This window comes from Agromyces cerinus subsp. cerinus (assembly GCF_900142065.1).
Classification (GTDB): domain Bacteria; phylum Actinomycetota; class Actinomycetes; order Actinomycetales; family Microbacteriaceae; genus Agromyces; species Agromyces cerinus.
In genome coordinates, this window is sequence record NZ_FSRJ01000004.1 from 640,499 (window position 1) to 658,336 (window position 17,838).

A 17,838-nucleotide genomic window follows, 5' to 3' on the forward strand; every position below is an offset into this window, starting at 1 on the left:
GCTCGTGCCGTGCTCAACGCCTTCGCCGAACGGCCACGCGTCTGCGTGCTCGGCCCGGTGCGCATCGAAGGTCGCGATGGGACGCTCGTCGAACCCCCGGGCAGTCTCGCCAAGGCACTCGTCGCGGTGCTCGCCGTCGGTCCGAGGGAGCCGGGCGGAACGGTCGGCGTCGAGACGATCATCGACGAGCTCTGGGGCGAAGCCCCGCCGCGCAACGCGAAGGCGGCGCTCCAGACCCTCGTGAGCCGCCTACGCGCGGTCGCGGCCGATGGGCTCGTCCGCTTCCAGCCCGGCGGTTACGCCCTCGACGTCATGCCCGCCCGACTCGATCTCAGCGCGGCGGCGCAGCTCGCTGCCGCGGCCGGCAGCGACACCGCCGACGCCGCCGCACTGGACGGGGCACTCGCACTCTGGCGTGGAGAGCCCGGCACCGACCTCGGCGGCGCACCGATCGCAGAACTGCTCGCAGAACGATCGACGGCGGTGCGATCGGCCCTCCTCGAGCGACGCGCCACGCTCCGATCGGCCGACGGCGACCACCACGGCGCCGCCGCCGACCTACAGCTGCTGCTCGATGCGGCACCCCTCAACGAGCAGCTCGTCGCCGCGCACCTGCGGGAGCTCGCGGCATCCGGTCGTCGAGCCGACGCCCTCGCCGGGTTCGCAGCCTTCCGCACGGCGCTCGCCGACGAGCTCGGTGCCTCGCCCTCGGCGGAGCTCGTCGCGCTCAACGCCGAGCTCCTGCGCGCCGAGGAGCCGACGAGCCGGCCGCCCGCCCGCCTGCGCATCGGGGTCCGCGCCGCACCCAACGAGCTCATCGGGCGCGACGACGACCTCGACGCCATCGAAGCGGCGCTCGCGGCTCACCGCCTCGTCACGATCCTCGGCCCCGGGGGGCTCGGCAAGACGCGGCTCGCGCAGGAGATCGCGGCCCGCTCCGCGGCCCCGACGGTCGTCGTGGTGGAGCTGGCGAGTGTGCGCACCGACGACGACGTGACGCTCGCACTGGCCTCGACGCTCGGCGTCCGCGAGGCGAGCTCCAGCCAGCGGATCGCCGACACGGCGATCCGACCCGACGTGCGCGCACGCATCACGCAGCAGCTCGCCGAGCGGCCCACACTGCTCGTGCTCGACAACTGCGAACAGGTCGTCGAGGGTGCAGCGACGTGGACCGCCGACCTCCTGGCAGCCGTTCCCGCGCTTCGCGTGCTGGCCACGAGTCGCAGCCCGCTCGCGATCGGCGCCGAGCAGGTGTACCCGCTCGCGACGCTCGCGGCAGGCGAACCGGATGCCGAGCCAGGCCCGGCCGCTCGCCTGTTCCTCGAACGTGCGAGAGCCGCCCGCCCCGCGGCATCCCTCCCCCTCGAGGTCGTGCAGCGTCTCTGCGACCGACTCGACGGGCTGCCGCTCGCCATCGAGCTCGCCGCGGCCCGCGTGCGTTCGATGAGCGTCGAGCAGATCGAGGCGCGGCTCGCCGATCGCTTCACGCTGCTCGCGGGCGGCGACCGTTCGGCGCCCGAACGCCAGCGCACCCTCGCCGCAGTGATCGAGTGGAGCTGGGCGCTGCTGACCCCGGCAGAGCAGGCCGCGTTGCCGCGGCTCGCCTGGTTCGTCGACGGGTTCGGCGCGGAGGCCGCCGACACCGTGCTCGGCATCGCCGATGCGGCGTGGGTGCTCGACGGGCTCATCACCCAGTCGCTGCTCGGCGTCGCCGACGACGCGCTCGGCCTGCCGCGATACCGCATGCTCGAGACCGTGCGCGAGTTCGGGCAGCTGCGGCTCGACGCCGATGAGCGCTCGGAGGTCGCCGCGGCGATGGCCGGCTGGGCCTCGGACTTCTCGCGGCGTTCGCTCGGACATGTGCGCGGCCCGGCCCAGTTGCCGACCTTCGCCGCGATCGCGATCGAGCAGGACAACCTCGTCGCGGTGCTGCGCACGGCCATCGAGCAGCGCGACGCACCGACGGTCGCCTCGGTGTTCGCCGCGCTCGGCTACTTCTGGACCGTCAGGAGCGCCCACTCCGAGATCCTGGGCCTCAGCGACGCCGTGCTCGAGGCGACGCGGGGCACGCGACCGGATGCCGCGCACAACGAGGCGGCGATGCTCGGCCTCATCCTCATCGCAGGCACGAACTTCGCCGCGGCCACGCCTGCCGGCCTGCGCGCACTCGCCCGCCTGCGCGCCGTCGCGAAGCTCGGATTCCCGCGAGCGCCGTGGATCGACGCGATCACGCAGTTCCTGCTCGCCATGCCCGACCTCGAGCTGGCCGGCAGTCTGATCAGCTCGATGACCGAGTCCGACGACCCCGAGACCGCCCTGCTCGCGAACATCCTGCAGTCGCAGTTCACCGAGAACGAGGGCGAGACCGGGCTGGCCGCCGAGTACGCCCTGCGCACGCATCGACTCGCCGAGCAGGTCGGCGACGCTTGGGCATCCGCGATGTCCGCGCTCATGCTCGCGGAGCTCGCCGGGCAGCGAGGAGCCTCCGAGGAGGCCCTCGAGTGGGCGACCGAGGCACGTGCGGGCATGGTGCGACTCGAGGCGACCCAGGACCTGCTCCAGATCGACTGGATGGTCACGAGCCACCTGATCTCGGCCGGACGCCTCGACGAGGCCGAGGAGCGACTCGTGGTCCAGGCGGCGGACGACCGCGTCACGAGCGACGGGATCCCCCAGGCGATGACGGCCGTGCTCGGACTCGTGGAGGTCGCCCGGCTCCGAGGCGACACCGCGCTCGCCCTCGAGCGGGCGCCGGCGGTGCTCTCGAAGTTCACGCAGCCGCGCCAGCGATCGTCGCCCTGGTACCAGATCGCGCTCGCCGCGCTCGTCTCGGGCGGCGTGCAGTCGGACTGGCCCGAGGCGAGGGTCGCCGAGTGGGCCGAGCTCATGCGCCGGCGCACGGTCGCGGCGTTGCGTGGTCGAGGCGACGTCTTCACGGATCGCCCGGTGCTCGGCACGGTCACCGCCGGGTGGAGCGCGTGGGCGGTGCGGCATCCGTCGCTGTCCGATCGGGCCGTCGAGTCCTTCGCGCTCGCCGAGGTGCTGCACTCGCGGCAGGACCTGCCCGCACTGCGCCTCGAGAACATCGCCGCGGTCATCGTCGACCATGCGGGCGCCGAGCCCCTCGCCGCCGCGCGCGCCGCGGCATCCATGCTCTCGAACTCCGAACGCACGGAACGGGCTCGCGCGCTGATCGCGGAGCCCGTTCCGGGGGTGTGACGGCGCCGACCGCGGCCGGCGCTCGCGTCATGCCTTGCGCATGTACGCCCGCACGGTGAGGGGTGCGAAGACCGCGACGATGACGGCCGCGCCGACGAGCGACCATCCGAAGTCGGCGCCGATTCCCGCACCGTTGACGAGGTCGCGCACCGCGGTGACGAGATGCGAGACGGGGTTGATGTTCGCGAACCACTCGAGCGGCGCCGGCATCGTCTCGGGCTGCACGAAGGCGTTCGAGAGGAACGTCAACGGGAACAGCACGAGCATCGAGATGCCCTGCACGCTCGAGGCGCTGCGGGCGATCACGCCGAAGAAGGCGAAGATCCACGACAGGCTCCAGGCGCACACGATGACGAGCAGGCCGGCCGCGATGACGCCGCCGACGCCTGCTTCGGGCCGGAGGCCCATGATGTAGCCCATCACGAACGTCAGGGTCGTGGCGATCAGGTAGCGCACCGTGTCGGCGAGCAACGCACCGGAGAGCGGTGCGATGCGCGCGATCGGCAAGGAGCGGAAACGGTCGAACACGCCCTTGGCCATGTCCTCCCGCAACTGCACGCCGGTGACGACCGACGTCGAGATGACGGTCTGCACGAGGATGCCGGGGATGATGATCGGCAGGTAGTTCTGCACGTCGCCCGCGATCGCTCCGCCGAAGATGTACGTGAACATCAGCGTGAAGATGATCGGCTGCAGGGTGACGTCGATGAGCTGCTCGGGCGTGCGCTTGATCTTCAGGAGGCCCCGATGGGCCATGGTGAAGGTGTGCGAGATGGTCTCGCGCAGGCTCACGCTGTTCGTCACCTCGCGCTCGACGCCGGGCGTGATGGTCGTCGCGCCGATGGCGCTCGGCGCGCCGGTGACCTGGTCGGGTGCAATGGTGGTCATGCGAGGCTCCCTTCGAGCTCGGCGTCGCTCTCGAAGCTCGCCTCGGTGGTGTCCTCTTCGACGCCATGGCCGGTGAGGGTGAGGAACACCTCGTCGAGCGTCGGCTTCTGCACGCTCATCTCGGCCAGGTGGATGCCCTCGTCGCGGAGGGTGATGAGCAGGTCGGCGACGAGGTCGGGGTCGTGCATGGGGGCGGTGATGCGGCCGGCCTCGGGCGACAGCGTGGGCGCGACGCCCAGCACCCGCTCGATGGCCACCCGCGCGTCATCGCGGTCGTTCTCGTTCACGAGGCGCAGTTCGAGCCTCGATTCGCCGACCGATGCCTTGAGTTCGTCGCCCGTGCCCTCTGCGACGACGCGGCCCTTGTCGATGACCGCGATGCGGTCGGCGAGCTGGTCGGCCTCGTCGAGGTACTGGGTCGTGAGCAGCACGGTCGAGCCGGTCGCGACGAGGCGACGGATCGTCTCCCACATCTGCGCGCGGGTGCGCGGATCGAGACCGGTCGTCGGCTCGTCGAGGAAGATGAGCGGCGGCTGCGCGATGAGACTCGCAGCGAGGTCGAGCCGACGGCGCATGCCGCCCGAGAAGTTCTTCAGCGGGCGCTTCGCCGCTTCGGTGAGCCCGAACTCCTCGAGGAGTTCGGCGGTCTTCCGCTTGGCGGCCGAGTGGCCGAGCCCGAGCAACCGGGAGAAGAGGATGAGGTTCTCGTTCGCCGAGAGCGTCTCGTCGACCGAGGCGTACTGGCCCGTGACGCCGATGAGCTGGCGCACGGCCTGGCTCTCGCGCTGCACGTCGTGCCCGAAGATCCGGGCGCTGCCGCCGTCGGGCCGCAGGAGGGTCGCGAGCATGGAGATCGTCGTGGTCTTGCCGGCGCCGTTCGGGCCGAGCACCCCGTAGACGGTGCCCGTCGCGACGCGGAGGTCGACGCCGTCGACGGCGCGGTTGGATCCGAAGGTCTTCACGAGGCCCTCGGCCTCGACGGCCCAGCCGCGACCGGCGGTGGTGTCGTGTGAAGTGAATGTGGTCATGACGACCATGTTCCGCGGGCGCGCTCACACGACGCTCACACGGCGCTGACAGTCGCTGCGATCGACTGCAAGCGACGATTCAGGCGGCGGATGCCTCGACGTCGCGCCCGTAGGCGATCATGAGGAAGCTCGTGCCGTCGGGTCGCTCGAACACGAACTCGCGCTCGTGCAGTCGGCCGAAGCCGAGGCGCTCGTACAGCCGCTGCGCCGCGAGCATGTCGGGCCCGGTGTTCAGCACGACCCGCTCGAGGCCGCGGATGCGCGCGAGCCGCAACACGTGCGCCACGAGCACCTCGCCGACACCGCGGCGACGGGCGTCCGCTGCGACGCCGAGGAACCGGAAGTCGAGTTCGCCGTCACGCGCGAGCGGCGAGATCGCCGCACCGGCCACCGGGGTCGAGGCGGTGCCGAGGAGCGTGCCGCTCGAGGCATCCGTCGCCACCCAGACCTGGTGCTCGCGTGCGCGCTCGGCGACCGCGACGATGTCGGCGCGATACGCGTCGTTCAGTTCGAAGTCGCTCGCGTACGCCGATTCGACGAGTTCGGTGACCGCGTCGACCTCGTCGGGGCGCATGAGTCGCACGCGGATGTCGGCCCGGTCCTGCAGGGCGAAGCGGTAGGCGAACGCCAGGACGTCGCCGAACTGCTCGTCGCGATCGGGCTGCCGTTCGAATCCGAGCCGCGCGTAGAGCGCCTGCGCACGGAGGTTGCGCTCACCGGTGTCGAGCAGCAATGCATCGGCTCCCCAGCTGAGGGCGGTCTCGATGCTCGCCCGCATCAGCGCCTCGCCCATCCCCGCGCCCTGGACGGCAGGGTCGACGGCCACGAGCCGCACCTCGGCCTCGTCGCCGATCGCGACTCGCGAGTACGGCGTGCCCGCGCGCAGCACGCTCGCCGTGCCGAGCAATCGCTCGCCGTCTGCGGCGCCATCGGCGACGGCGACGAGGACGGCACCGGATGCCGCACGCCCCGACACGTCGCGTTGGAGCACGCGTCGCTCTTCGCTCACCGGCAGGTGCCCGTACGGACCCGCGGCGAACGCGGCGGCGATGAGGACGGGTTCGGCGGCGGCTTCGGGGTCGCTGATCGGACGGATGGTGAACGGGGCGCTGTCGGTCTGCATCGCCTTCCAGCCTACGAGCCGAACACGGCTCCACGGGCGGCGCACCGGCGGCTCGAATCGGCCGAATGCGTGAACACCCCCGATCGCGCCGCGAACGAGCGCGGCATTCGTCGCACGCGCACGATTCTGCGAGTTCGTGCCACAACGCTGCGCGGCTCCCGGCGTAGCCTTGAGGGGTGACAGCGTTCGTCTCAGCCCTCGATCTCTTCTCGATCGGGATCGGCCCCTCGAGTTCCCACACCGTCGGCCCGATGCGCGCCGCACGGGCCTTCGCCGAGCGACTCGCGGGCGACGGCGTGCTCGACCGGGTCACCCGCATCACCTGTTCGCTCTACGGTTCGCTCGGCGCCACCGGCCTCGGTCACGGCACTCCCGACGCGGTCATCGCGGGGCTGGCCGGCCTCGAGCCGCACGACTGCGACCCCGACGACGTGCGCGGCGCCTGGTCCGCGCTCGGCGACGACGGCACCGAGGTGCGCATCGCCGGCTCGCACCCGATTCGGATGGCACGCGGCGATGTCGCCCTCGTCCCCCGCACCCGCTTGCCCGGCCATCCCAACGCGATGACGCTGCAGGCCTGGGGCGACGATCCGCTGCCGCTCGCCGAAGACACCTACTACTCGGTCGGCGGCGGGTTCATCCGCCGCGAGGGCGAGACCGCCTCAGAGGCCGAGGCGCTGCGGCATCCGCTGCCCTACTCGACCGCCGACGAACTGCTCGCGCTCTGCGAGGAGCACGGCGTCTCGCTGTGCGATGTCGCGCGCCACAACGAGGTCGCCGTCCACGGCGAGCAGGGCATCGACGACGGCCTCGACGCGATCTGGGCGGCGATGGCCGAATGCGTGTCGAACGGGCTCGCCGCCGACGGCACCCTGCCGGGCGGCCTGCGCGTGAAGCGACGCGCGTCGCTCGTGCGAGCGCGCCTCGAGGAGTACGACCGCGACGAGCAGCACGCCACCGCTCAGCACCGGGACACCTCGACGGAGTGGCTGCACGCGTTCGCGCTCGCGGTCAACGAGGAGAACGCCGCGGGCGGCCGGGTCGTGACCGCGCCGACGAACGGCGCGGCCGGCATCATTCCGGCCGTCGGCCACTACTACCTGAAGTTCGTGCCCGGGGCGGATGCCGCCGGCATCCGCCGATACCTGTTGACCGCCGCGGCCATCGCCTCGCTCGTCAAGAAGAACGCGTCGATCTCCGGCGCCGAGGGCGGCTGCCAGGCCGAGGTCGGCTCGGCGTGCGCGATGGCGGCCGGTGCGCTGTGCGCGGTGCTCGGCGGCACCCCCCGCCAGATCGAGAACGCCGCGGAGATCGCGATGGAACACCACCTGGGTCTCACCTGCGACCCCGTGGGCGGCCTCGTGCAGGTGCCGTGCATCGAACGGAACGCGATCGCGTCATCGACGGCCGTGTCCGCCGCGCGGCTCGCGCTGCACGGCGACGGCACGCACGTGGTCTCCCTCGACACCGTCATCGAGACGATGCGGCAGACGGGCATCGACATGATGACGAAGTACAAGGAGACGAGCGAAGGCGGTCTCGCGGTCAACGTCATCGAGTGCTGACGAACGGGCGCACCGCGCCCGGTGACCCCCGATCGGGACTCTCGCGCCGCTCGCCCCCGTCTGGCACGCTGTGCAGATGGAAACCCCCGACCCGAATATCCCCGAACTGTTCTGGGGCGCAGGCCTCATCGGCCTCGTCATCGGCCTGCTGATCTACCTCGCCGTGCTCGGGCTCATGCTCTGGATCGGCTACCTGATCATCAAGGCGGCCGTGCGCAACGGCCTCCGCGAACACACGATGTGGCTCGAGAGCCGGCGCGGCCCGCTGCGCTGAAGCGGTCGGCCTCGGCTGTCGAATGACTGCCGGGTGGGCGCCGGTGTCCCGACCGGCGCCCACCCGTGCTCGACGCGCCCGCGTCAGCAGGCGCAGCTGATGGCGCCGTCGACCACGGCGCCTCCGCCGAGTCCCGCCTCGGCGACGTTCGTGAGCGGGTCGGCCCCGAGCTGGGCCCGCCCATCGGCGGTGTCGTAGGCGAAGCCCTCGCGCACCCAGTACTCGAATCCGCCGAGCATCTCCTTGACAGGGTGGCCGAGCAGCGCGAACTCGAGTGCGGCGCGGGTCGATCCGTTGCAGCCCGGCCCCCAGCAGTAGACGACGACCGGTGCACCCGCCGGGATCAGCTCGGCCGCGTCGGCCGCGATGCGCCGCCCGGGCAGGTGCACGGCGCCGGGCACATGGCCCTGCGCCCAGGAGGCATCGCTTCGGGTGTCGACGAGCACGAAGCCGGGTTCGGCACCCGGCTCGGTGACCGCCAGCGCGGCCGCGACGTCAGAGACGTCGGCCTCGAACCCGAGGCGGCCCCGGAAGTGCGCGATCGCCGCGTCACGGGTGGCGACGTGGGCGAAGAGTTCGGGTGAAGCTGTCGGCGGCGTGGCCGTGATCGTCTCGGTCATGCTGTTCACCCTGCCACCCGACCGCCGTCGAGGGCAGGGTAGATCACGCCGTCGTGGCGCGACATCCCGCCACGCGGGCGCCGGCCACGCGGCGGGATCAGCCCGCGAAGAAGGCGGTCACCGCGGCGCCGAGGGCGACGAGGTCGTCGACGTGTGCGAGCTCGCGCGACGAGTGCATCGAGAGCAGCGGCACGCCGACGTCGACCGTGCGGATGCCGAGTCGGGTCGCCGAGAGCGGACCGATGGTCGTTCCGCACGGGATCGAGTTGTTCGAGACGAACGGCTGCGTCGCAACGCCCGCCTGCCGGCACACCGATGCCCAGAAGCCCGTGCCCTCGGCGTCGCTCGCGTAGCGCTGGTTCGCGTTCAGCTTCAGCAGCGGCCCGCCGCCCAGCACCGGCCGATTCGCCGGGTCGTGCCGGTCGGGGTAGTTCGGGTGCACGGCGTGGCCCGCGTCGGAGGAGACGATCCAGGATGCCGCGTACGCACGCCGGCGCTCGATGTCGCCGGCCCCGAGGCCGGCGCCGATGCGCACGAGCACGTCGTCGAGGAACGGACCGCTCGCGCCCGAGCGCGACTCGGAACCGAGCTCCTCGTGGTCGAATGCGGCGAGCACGCTGACGTGCGCGGCATCGCTCGGCGCTGCGAGCAGGGCGACGAGTCCGGCGTAGACGGAGCTCAGGTTGTCCATGCGGCCCGAGGCGAACAGCGCGTCATCGAGGCCGAACCGTGCGGGAGCCTGCGTGTCGGCGACGAGCACGTCGTGGCCGACGACCCGATCGGCCGCCACACCGGCGGAGGCCGCGAGCACGCCCAGGATGTCGCCCTCGGAGCCGGTGCCCCAGATGGGCTGCATGTGCCGCTGCTTGTCGAGGGTGAGCCCCTTGTTGACCTCGCGGTCGAGGTGGATCGCGAGCTGCGGGATGCGCAGCATCGGGGCCGTGCGCACGAGGTGCGCAGCGCCGTCGTCGGTGACGATACGGCCGGCGAGCTCGAGCTCGCGGTCGAGCCAGGAGTTCAGGAGCGGCCCGCCGTACACCTCGACGCCGGCCTGCAGCAGGCCCTCCGAGTTCGAGCTCGGGCGCGGCTTCAGCTTGAACGACGGCGAATCGGTGTGGGCGCCGAGCACGCGGAACGGCGTCGTGCCGTCGGCCCCCTCCGAAGCGACCCAGGCGATGACGGCGCCGTCGCGCACGACCACGCGGCGACCGCCGCCCGTGGGCCAATCGTCGCGCTCGTCGAGTCGGTCGAAGCCGGCCGCCTCGAGGCGGCGCGCGACCTCTTCGGCCGCGTGGTACGACGACGGGGAGGCGCGGACGAACTCGGCGAAGTCGGCGATGTAGGCGTCGGTGCGTGATGCGGGCATCCCCCCATCCAACACCGCCGACGCCTCGGGGTCGAGTTCGCCGCTCGGGACGTCAGGCGAATCGCACGACGGCCTGCAGGCGCGAGCGCACTTCCATGACCTCGGTGCCGCCGAGGTGCGCCGATCCGGGCAGGCCTTCGCGCACCGCGCTCGCGAGGCGCGAGCGCCGCACGAGCGCGACCACGGCGCCGCGATTCGTGCCGCCGAGTTCGAGCGACTCCTCGGCGTGCTCGTCGGGCACGACGATGACGAGCGCCGTCGGCTTGACCTTGGCGGCGCGCCCGATCGACTTCGCCCGGGCGGCGAGCGCGCGCATCGGTCGCTCGCCGTCGAGTGCCGCGCCGACGAGCTCGCCGCGCTTCATGGCGACGGGTCCGCCCCAGTCCTCCGACTGGATCGCGAAGAGCCCGGTGGGCCCGAGCACGAGGTGGTCGAGCTTCGGCGGCAGGCCGTGGCCCGCGGCATCCGTCGCGACGTCGTGCCACACCGTGTAGGCGATGCCGAGCGTCGAGAGCGATCGGGCGCTCGCCTCCTCGGCGAGGGCGTCGGCGAGCACGTGACGGATGTCGCGGGGCGCGCTCCGAACGAGCGCGGGATCGTAGGGGTCGGCGAGCGTCACGCCGCGACCGGCCCACTCCCGGATCAGCCCGAGATAGCGCTCGCGCGAGAGACCGCCGGGATGGCCGTAGGTGCGGGCGAGCGGCCGCGAGTCGCGACGCGGCCTCGGCGCCGCTGGAGCCCATGCCTCACGGTTCGGCGCGGGTGCCCCGCCTCGGGCTCCGCGGTCGAAGAGCGCCCTCGCATCGGGAGTGCCGACGAGTTCCCAAGCCAACTGCACGGCGTGGAAGCGCACGACATCGCCGCCCGTGTCGGGATGGGCGCTTCGGAGCGCCCGCCGGTAGGCGAGCCGCAGCGTCGCGTCGTCCGCGTCGGACGCGACGCCGAGCACCTCGTACGGTGAGGCGGAGAGCGGACTGTCGGGCATGGGCTCGCTTTCGAATGTGCGACCACGAGAATACCGCGGTGCGGCTGTACGCGGGTCTAGACTGCCGACCACAGGGGCCCGAGCGGGTCACAGGAGAGGCAGAGATGCTGATCGACGTGAAGTTTGCAGTGACCGAGCCCGTGACTCGCAGGAGAAGCTGAGATGCTCGTCGACGTGAAGTTTGCAGTGACCGAGCCCGTGACTCGCAGGAGAAGCTGAGATGCTCGTCGACGTGAACTACTGGGCCGTGATCGTCGCGACGCTGTCGACGATGCTCGTGGGATCGATCTGGTACACGCCGAAGGTGTTCGGCAACTATTGGATGCGGGTCGCGAAGGTCGATGACTCCGGCGAGCGCGGAGCCGTCGGCCCGATCCTCACGACGCTCGTCGTGAGCTTCATCTCCGCCTGGGTGCTCGCGATCGCGACCCAGGTCGCGTGGACTGCGCTCGGCGGCAACTACCTGCTCATGGCGATCACGACGGGACTCATGCTGTGGGCGGGGTTCACCGCCGCGCGCTTCATCACGCACGACGTGTTCGAAGGCCGGCCGCCGGGCCTCACGATCCTGAACATCGGGCACGAGTTCGTGACCGTGGTCGTGATGGCGCTCATCATCGGCGTCTGGCCGCCCGCCGGCACCGTCTGACGAGACCCGCGTCGACGCCTCCCGTCGACACCCGCGCGCCTCAGTCGGTGAAACGCAGCATGCCGTCGTCGACGAGCGTGCGAACCGCCGGCAGCAGCTCGGCCGCGAGCGCCGGCTCGTCGACCTCGAGCAACTGGGCGAGCGCCGACACGATCGCGCCGATCGACAACTCGCCGTCGCTCGCCCCGACGAGGGCGGCGAGCCCGGTGTCGAGACTGATCGCGCGTCCGAATCCGCTGCCCTGCCGCAGCAGCATCGCGGTCGGATCGTCGTCGCCCGGCCAGTAGTGCCGCTCCTCGGTGACGTCGCCGGCGGTCGTGAGCCGTGTCGCGGCGAGCGCGGCGTCGTCGAGCCCGGCCTGGCGGTCGTGTTCGGCGAGGCATTCGGCCAGGTGCGCGCCGAGCCCGGCCTCGTTGGAGCCGAGCGGCCCGTGCAGGCGCTCCAGTCGAGCGAGTCGGCCGGCACCCGTCGCCGTCGCCGTCGAGTCATCGGATGCCGCGGCATCCGTTCGTCGCAGCAGCACGTAGCCGAAGCCCACCTGCTCGACCCCGCGAGCGGCGAAGTCGTCGAGCCAGGCGTCGTAGAGCCGGTCGAACTCGGCGGTTCCGGGCCTCGTGCCGCCGTCGCGGATCCACGTCTCCGCGTACTCGGTGACGTGCTGCACCTCGCGTTCGATCACCCAGTGCTCGAGCGCGGCGGCCCAGTCGCCGACGCGTTCGAGACCATCGGAGGCGCCCGCGGAGGTCCCGTCGGATGCGCCACCGGATGCGCCGTCGCCGCGGTACTCCCAGTTGCCGAGCAACTGGGCGACGCCCCCTGGCTCGAGATGGTCGTGGGTCCCGCGGATCACCGCTTCGACGAGCGCGTCGCCCACCATGCCGCCGTCGCGGTAGTCGTACTCGGGCACGCCCGCGACGCGCGGAGTGATGACGAACGGCGGGTTCGAGACGATGCGGTCGAACCGCTCCCCCGCGACGGGTTCGAAGAGGCTGCCGAGCCGGAGCTCGACCCCGGCGATGCCGTTCAGCACGAGGTTCAGCCGTGCGATCTCGAGCGCCCGCTCGGAGATGTCGGTCGCGACGATCCGCTCGGCGAACCGGGAGGCGTGCATGGCCTGGATCCCACAGCCGGTGCCGAGGTCGAGCACGCGCCGGGCGGGCGTCGGCAGCATCAGGCCCGAGAGCGTCATCGACGCGCCCCCGACGCCGAGCACGTGATGCTCGCCGAGGGCGTGCCCGAGGGTGAGCTCGCCGAGGTCGGAGAGGATCCACCACTCGCCGCGTCCGTGCGCGTCGGTGAAGGCGTACGGCCGAAGATCGAGCCGAGCGCGAACGGATGCCTCGCTGCCCGAGCCGCGGTCCTCGCCGGTCTCGCCGTCCTCGCCGGTCTCACTCACCAGCCCGAGCTCGACGGCACCGCCGACTCCGAGTCCGACGAGCGCCTCGCCGAGCTCGCCGCGAGGCACGGGAACCCCGAGCACGAAGAGTTCGGCGAGCGTCGCGAGACCGGCGGATGCCCCGTGCCCCCGCCTGCGGGCGTCGAGCACCCGCCGCGCCGGCACGCGCTCTCCCCGATGCAGGGCCGCTGCGGCGTCGTCCCCCCACAACGCCTCGAGTGCCGCGACCGTGAAGTCCGCGGCGACGAGGTCGGCGCGGAGCAGTCCCAGGAGTTCGTCGACTCGAGCCTCATCGGCGATGGTGAGGGGCGACGGTTTCGGCTCGGTGCTCATCCGACCATTCAAGCGCACCCGCGCCACTGCGGTTCGATCAGCGGGTCGCGAGCTCGAGCACGAGCGGGAACGGGCCGAAGCCGTCGTCGATCGTGAGATGCCCGCCGCCCTGCACGGTGACGTGCTCGGCCCCGAGCGGCTCGGCGAACACCCGGGCCGCCCCTTCGGGGCAGTACGGATCGGCGTCGCCCGCGACCACGATCACGTGCTCCGCGGCGGCATGCACCGGATCGCCGCCGAGCACGAACCCTGCGACCTGGGGGATGCTCTGGAGCACCGGGTCCGAGACCGGGGCGACGAGCAGCAGGCGATGCGCCGCGGCATCCGTTCGCCCCGCCGCCGCCCGCCGGGCGGCGAAGACGAGCCAGGCCGCGCAGGCGAGACTGTGACAGACGACGGTCAGCGAAGCGGGCTCGGTTCCGACCAGTTGGGATTCGATCGCGGTGATCCAGTCGTCGAGCTCCGGGTCGTCGGGCTCGGGCAGCTGCGGGTAGCGAACGGATGCCCCGCGCCCATCGAGTTCGGAGGCGAGCCAGTGCTCCCAGTGCCCTTCGGGGCGCCGGTTCTCGTAGCCGTGCAGGATCAGGTACTGCGTCAACTCGCGCTCCTCCAGGTTCGGCCGGCGTGGCAGCGCGGCAGCGCGCACCATTCAATCAGCTGACCGCCGCGACCACGGTGTCGACCGTCATCGATTCGTCATCTGGAAGACACGTCGGATTGCGCTCTGTAACCCGCCCGTCACACGGTGCGTTTAGCGTTGATTACGATCAAGACGAGCGAGGGGAGGCGCGCATGGCAGAGTCGACGACACTCGAGCGGCTGCGTCAAGATGCACGTGACGAGCTCTCCGCGCTCATCGAACTCCGATGCCGGCTCGGCGAAGACCCGTGGGTGTTCCTGCCCGACCTCCCGTCGGTCGACGAACAGGTCGTCGCGACGCTGCGTGAAGACCGGCTCCACTCCGAGCGCTGGCGCACCGTGCGGGCGCGTGCCTACCACCCGGCCGCTCGCGAGGGCGACGTCGCGAAGTTCGAGTACGAGCTGTTGCGCGAGATCGCCCTCGAGCACCCCGAGCTCAGCTCTGCGGTGTGGTTGGTGCTCGACCGGATTCCGTCGCGTTGGTGACCCGCTGCACGCGCATCCAGGTGATGAAGCCGAAGATCGTGAAGAGTCCGTAGAAGACGTAGAGCAGCGCCGAGGCGTAGTAGCCGGCGCTGATGAGCAGCGGCACGCCCACGATGTCGACGGCGACCCAGATCAGCCAGAACTCGGTCCATCCCTTCGCCATGCCCCAGGTGGCGAGCAGTGAGCCCATGAAGATCCACGCATCCGCCCAGACCGGCTCGAAGGAGCCGAGGGCGCGGAAGATCGGGGTCAGCACGAGCGTGCCGCCGACGAGCGCGACCCCGAGCAGGATGCGGGCGCGTGCACTGGCCCACTTCGGCTCCACCGCGGAGTCGCTCACGTGCCGGTGCTGCGACCAACGCACCCAGCCGTAGATCGAGACGGCGATGAACATGAGCTGACGCCCGGCCTGCCCGAGCAGGTTCACGGGGTTCGGCGTCTCGAAGAGCGCGCCCATGAAGACCGTGAAGAGCAGCGCGTTGCCGACGATGCCGACGGGCCACGCCCAGACCTTGCGCCGGAGTCCGCCGAGTGCGCTCGCGAGTCCGAACCCGTTGCCGACGATCTCGCGCCAGAGGATGACCTGGTCGCCGATCACGAGCTGGGCGTCGAAGAGCCACTCGATCGGGTTCATGCCGGTTCGGTTCGCGGTGCGTCGGTGGTGCGAGCCCGGCCGCGGCGGGTCGCGAGCAGCGCGACGAGTCGCCAGCCGAGCAGGAACGCGGCGAGTGTCAGCGTCGCGACGACGATGAACGCGAACTGCGTCCCCTGACCGCTCACGACGCGCAGCAGCATGCCGCCGATCACGGTCACCGCCCACACGATGACACCGGTCGGCCAGACGGCGAGCGGATGCCGCCATGCTCGCGCCGCGAGCCAGCCCACGACGAGTGCGGCGAGGAACGGCCACGCAGTGACCGCGATGCCCGCGAGATCGAGCCCCTCCGCATGACTGCGTCGACCGATCAGCACGAAGACGACCACGAGCACGGCGTCGAGCACCGCCGCGATCGCGATCGTGCCGGGTCGGTGGTTCGCGGGATGCGTCATGCTCTCATCGTACGGATCCCGGAGTTCCCGTGCGCACCCTGCGCGCCGGCCTCACTCATGCGGCCCGAGCGACCCGAGCATCGAGGGGTCCTCGACCGGCAGCGCGCAGACGAACGCCTCGCACCGGTAGGCGACCGGCACCTCGCCCCGTGCAGTGCGCTCCTCGAACAACGAGAATCCCGCCTCGGCGAACTCGCGCGCCTGCCGCTCGTCGACGATCACGGCGACGGATGCCTCGTGAGCCCGGGTGGCGGCGAGGAGCGCGGGCTCGCCGGATGCCGCGGCGTCGTCCGTGTCCGCGACCTCGTGCACGACCGTCACGAGCTGCACGACCGGGGCGGTGAGCCTCGCCATGAGCTCGAGCGAACCGCCGAACGCGAGCGGGCGCTCGAGTGCGATGCCGGCGACCGAGGCCATCGCGCGCTCGGCCGACGCGAGGTACGCATCCCCCGCTCCGAGCAGGTACAGCCGCCACGCGGCATCCGCACACGCCGTAAGCCCCGACGGTGCGGCACCCTCTGCGGGGTCATCGGGCAGTTCGAGTCCACGTGCCCGCAGTACCGGGTCTCCCCCACCGGGCGACGCGAACGGCAGCCGTCCCGCCCCGTCCTCCTCGCCGCTTGCGGCCGCCAGCGCCGCATCCACGAGGGTGCGCGCCGCCACCGCGTAACCCGGTTCACCGGTCACCACGGCGAGCTCGAGCAGTCCGCCCGCAAACATGCCCGTGTCCTCGAGCGTGGCGACGGCCGTCGAGGCCTGCCCGTCGAGCGAGGCCCGCACCAGGCTGCCGTCGGACCGCACGTGCGTGGCCAGCAGCAGCTCTGCGCTTCGTCTCGCCGCCTCCACCGACCGTGCATCACGGCGCACGAAGCCGTGCCGTGCCAGTGCCCCGATCGCGAGCCCGTTCCAGCCGGTCAGCACCTTCTCATCGAGCGGCGGCGGCGCGAGCCGCGTGCGCCCCACGGCATCCTGACGGTAGTACCCGCCTTCGCTCCGCTCGCCGTCGATCACGCTCTCGGAGTCCTGTGCGCTCGCGAAGCCGCCTCCCGGCAACTGCAGCCGTTCGATCAGGAATCTCGCCACCCCGTCGGCGATCGACACCGTGTGCTCGTCGTTCGGCCACGCTCGCCCGAGCTCGGTCGCGACCCGAAGCAGCAGCGCGTTGTCGGTGAGCATCCGCTCGTAGTGCGGCTCGCTCCAGTCCGACTGCGTCGAGTAGCGGAAGAAGCCGCCGTCGATCGGGTCGTGCAGCGGAGACGCGCCCATGAGCCGCACCGTCCGCTCGGCCAGCGCCCGCCCCGGTCCACCCGCAGCGGTCAGGAACGCCAGTACCGGTGCGACCGGGAATTTCGGCGCACCGCCGAATCCGCCGTGCACCCGGTCCTCCTCGTCCGCGAGCGCTGCGATGGCGCCGGCGAGTTCGGCGGGGCCGGGCTGCACACCTTCGGTGCGGACAGCGGATGCCGCCGCCAACGCCTCGGCCACCGCCGCCGCCGTCGCGTCGAGCTCTGCGCGGCGCTCACGCCATGCGGTGGTGACGGCGGCGAGCACGGCGCTGAACGAGGGCGTCCCGTTGATCTCGCGCGGCGGGAAGTACGTGCCGGCGTAGAACGCGTTCCCGTCCGGGGAGGCGAACACGGTGAGCGGCCAGCCCAGCTCCCGGGTGAAGGCGGAGGCCGCGGCCAGATAGCTCGCGTCGACGTCGGGATGCTCCTCACGATCCACCTTGATCGCGACGAACCCGTCGTTGATCACCGCGGCGACCGCGGGGTCGCTGAAGCTCTCCCGCGCCATCACGTGGCACCAGTGGCACGTGGCGTAGCCGATGGAGATCAGCACCGGCACATCCCGCTGCCTGGCCGCCTCGAAGGCCGCTTCTCCCCACGGATACCAGTCGACGGGGTTCGAGGCGTGAGCGCGCAGGTACGGGCTCATCGCATCGCCGAGTCGGCTCCCCATACCCTCAGGATAGCGAGGCGCTTCATCTTCTTCCGGAAACAGGAAAGGCCGCCCCAAGGGGCGGCCTTTCGTTCGTGCACGCGTGCTGTGTGGCTCGTGCGTGCTGTGGTGCGTGTTAAACCAAAGAGAGCCGCCCATTTCTGGGCGGCTCTCTTCGAAATTATGTCCGGCGGTGTCCTACTCTCCCACAGGGTCCCCCCTGCAGTACCATCGGCGCTGCGAGTCTTAGCTTCCGGGTTCGGAATGTGTCCGGGCGTT

At 71.6% G+C, this 17,838-nt stretch carries 16 protein-coding genes and 1 rRNA gene; 5 read left to right on the plus strand and 12 right to left on the minus strand.

Features of this window, described 5'->3' with window-relative positions:
* The first annotated feature begins 9 nt into the window (after nt 1-9).
* The gene (locus BUR99_RS17280) at nt 10-3,219 is read left to right on the plus strand and encodes an AfsR/SARP family transcriptional regulator (protein WP_074261568.1); all 3,210 of its coding nucleotides are present in this window, start codon (nt 10-12) and stop codon (nt 3,217-3,219) included.
* A gap of 27 nt (nt 3,220-3,246) precedes the next feature.
* Here the strand turns inward: BUR99_RS17280 and BUR99_RS17285 are convergent, their stop codons facing one another.
* The 3 genes from BUR99_RS17285 to BUR99_RS19730 all read right to left on the minus strand — a co-directional run bounded on the left by BUR99_RS17285 (nt 3,247) and on the right by BUR99_RS19730 (nt 6,258).
* Nucleotides 3,247-4,107 (minus strand): ABC transporter permease, encoded by an 861-nt coding sequence (locus tag BUR99_RS17285; RefSeq protein ID WP_200802762.1) that lies wholly within the window; start codon nt 4,105-4,107, stop codon nt 3,247-3,249.
* Nucleotides 4,104-5,135, minus strand: a complete 1,032-nt coding sequence (locus BUR99_RS17290; RefSeq protein WP_074261667.1) for an ATP-binding cassette domain-containing protein — start codon at nt 5,133-5,135, stop codon at nt 4,104-4,106. Before BUR99_RS17290 ends, BUR99_RS17285 begins: the two co-directional genes overlap by 4 nt.
* A 79-nt stretch (nt 5,136-5,214) precedes the next feature.
* On the minus strand, nt 5,215-6,258 hold the full coding sequence (locus tag BUR99_RS19730) for a GNAT family N-acetyltransferase (RefSeq protein ID WP_084184097.1): 1,044 nt from the start codon (nt 6,256-6,258) through the stop codon (nt 5,215-5,217).
* A 176-nt stretch (nt 6,259-6,434) separates the two neighbouring features.
* Between BUR99_RS19730 and BUR99_RS17305 the strand changes: the two genes are divergently transcribed.
* Together BUR99_RS17305 and BUR99_RS17310 are read left to right on the plus strand one after the other, a co-directional pair.
* Entirely contained in the window at nt 6,435-7,823 is a 1,389-nt protein-coding gene (locus tag BUR99_RS17305) for an L-serine ammonia-lyase (protein ID WP_074261569.1), read from the plus strand.
* Nucleotides 7,824-7,899: 76 nt separating this feature from the next.
* Nucleotides 7,900-8,097 carry a hypothetical protein gene (locus BUR99_RS17310; RefSeq protein ID WP_074261570.1) on the plus strand — a complete coding sequence of 66 codons (198 nt, stop codon included), beginning with the start codon at nt 7,900-7,902 and terminating at the stop codon, nt 8,095-8,097.
* Between the two features lie 83 nt (nt 8,098-8,180).
* On the opposite strand, the gene BUR99_RS17315 is transcribed toward BUR99_RS17310, so the two are convergent.
* From BUR99_RS17315 to BUR99_RS17325, 3 genes are all read right to left on the minus strand, one after another.
* Nucleotides 8,181-8,717 carry a rhodanese-like domain-containing protein gene (locus BUR99_RS17315; RefSeq protein WP_074261571.1) on the minus strand — a complete coding sequence of 179 codons (537 nt, stop codon included), beginning with the start codon at nt 8,715-8,717 and terminating at the stop codon, nt 8,181-8,183.
* 97 nt (nt 8,718-8,814) lie between these two features.
* A complete protein-coding gene (locus tag BUR99_RS17320; RefSeq protein WP_074261572.1) occupies nt 8,815-10,083 on the minus strand; it encodes a M18 family aminopeptidase in 1,269 nt (422 codons plus the stop codon).
* A 52-nt stretch (nt 10,084-10,135) separates the two neighbouring features.
* Nucleotides 10,136-11,068: a J domain-containing protein gene (locus BUR99_RS17325; protein WP_074261573.1), complete on the minus strand. Its 933-nt coding sequence runs from the start codon at nt 11,066-11,068 to the stop codon at nt 10,136-10,138.
* Nucleotides 11,069-11,288: 220 nt separating this feature from the next.
* Here BUR99_RS17325 and BUR99_RS17330 point away from each other — a divergent pair, with 220 nt between their 5' ends.
* Complete coding sequence (locus BUR99_RS17330; RefSeq protein WP_074261574.1) at nt 11,289-11,717, plus strand: DUF1761 domain-containing protein; 429 nt, start codon at nt 11,289-11,291, stop codon at nt 11,715-11,717.
* Between the two features lie 40 nt (nt 11,718-11,757).
* On the opposite strand, the gene BUR99_RS17335 is transcribed toward BUR99_RS17330, so the two are convergent.
* A complete protein-coding gene (locus BUR99_RS17335; RefSeq protein ID WP_084184098.1) occupies nt 11,758-13,446 on the minus strand; it encodes a DUF7059 domain-containing protein in 1,689 nt (562 codons plus the stop codon).
* Between the two features lie 37 nt (nt 13,447-13,483).
* Nucleotides 13,484-14,044, minus strand: a complete 561-nt coding sequence (locus tag BUR99_RS17340) for an RBBP9/YdeN family alpha/beta hydrolase (protein WP_084184118.1) — start codon at nt 14,042-14,044, stop codon at nt 13,484-13,486.
* A gap of 194 nt (nt 14,045-14,238) precedes the next feature.
* On the opposite strand from BUR99_RS17340, the gene BUR99_RS17345 reads away from it, so the two are divergent.
* The gene (locus BUR99_RS17345) at nt 14,239-14,571 is read left to right on the plus strand and encodes a hypothetical protein (protein ID WP_074261576.1); all 333 of its coding nucleotides are present in this window, start codon (nt 14,239-14,241) and stop codon (nt 14,569-14,571) included.
* Here BUR99_RS17345 and pnuC read toward each other — a convergent pair.
* The 4 genes from pnuC to rrf all read right to left on the minus strand — a co-directional run.
* Nucleotides 14,522-15,205, minus strand: a complete 684-nt coding sequence (pnuC, locus tag BUR99_RS17350; RefSeq protein WP_074261577.1) for a nicotinamide riboside transporter PnuC — start codon at nt 15,203-15,205, stop codon at nt 14,522-14,524. The two genes, BUR99_RS17345 and pnuC, sit on opposite strands and share 50 nt — an antisense overlap.
* Nucleotides 15,202-15,621, minus strand: coding sequence for a DUF3054 domain-containing protein (locus tag BUR99_RS17355; protein WP_074261578.1), 420 nt, complete (start codon nt 15,619-15,621; stop codon nt 15,202-15,204). The genes pnuC and BUR99_RS17355 overlap by 4 nt, the downstream gene beginning before the upstream one ends.
* A gap of 51 nt (nt 15,622-15,672) precedes the next feature.
* On the minus strand, nt 15,673-17,580 hold the full coding sequence (locus BUR99_RS17360; RefSeq protein ID WP_074261579.1) for a thioredoxin domain-containing protein: 1,908 nt from the start codon (nt 17,578-17,580) through the stop codon (nt 15,673-15,675).
* Between the two features lie 164 nt (nt 17,581-17,744).
* Nucleotides 17,745-17,838, minus strand: a 5S ribosomal RNA gene (gene rrf, locus BUR99_RS17365); the annotation flags it as partial.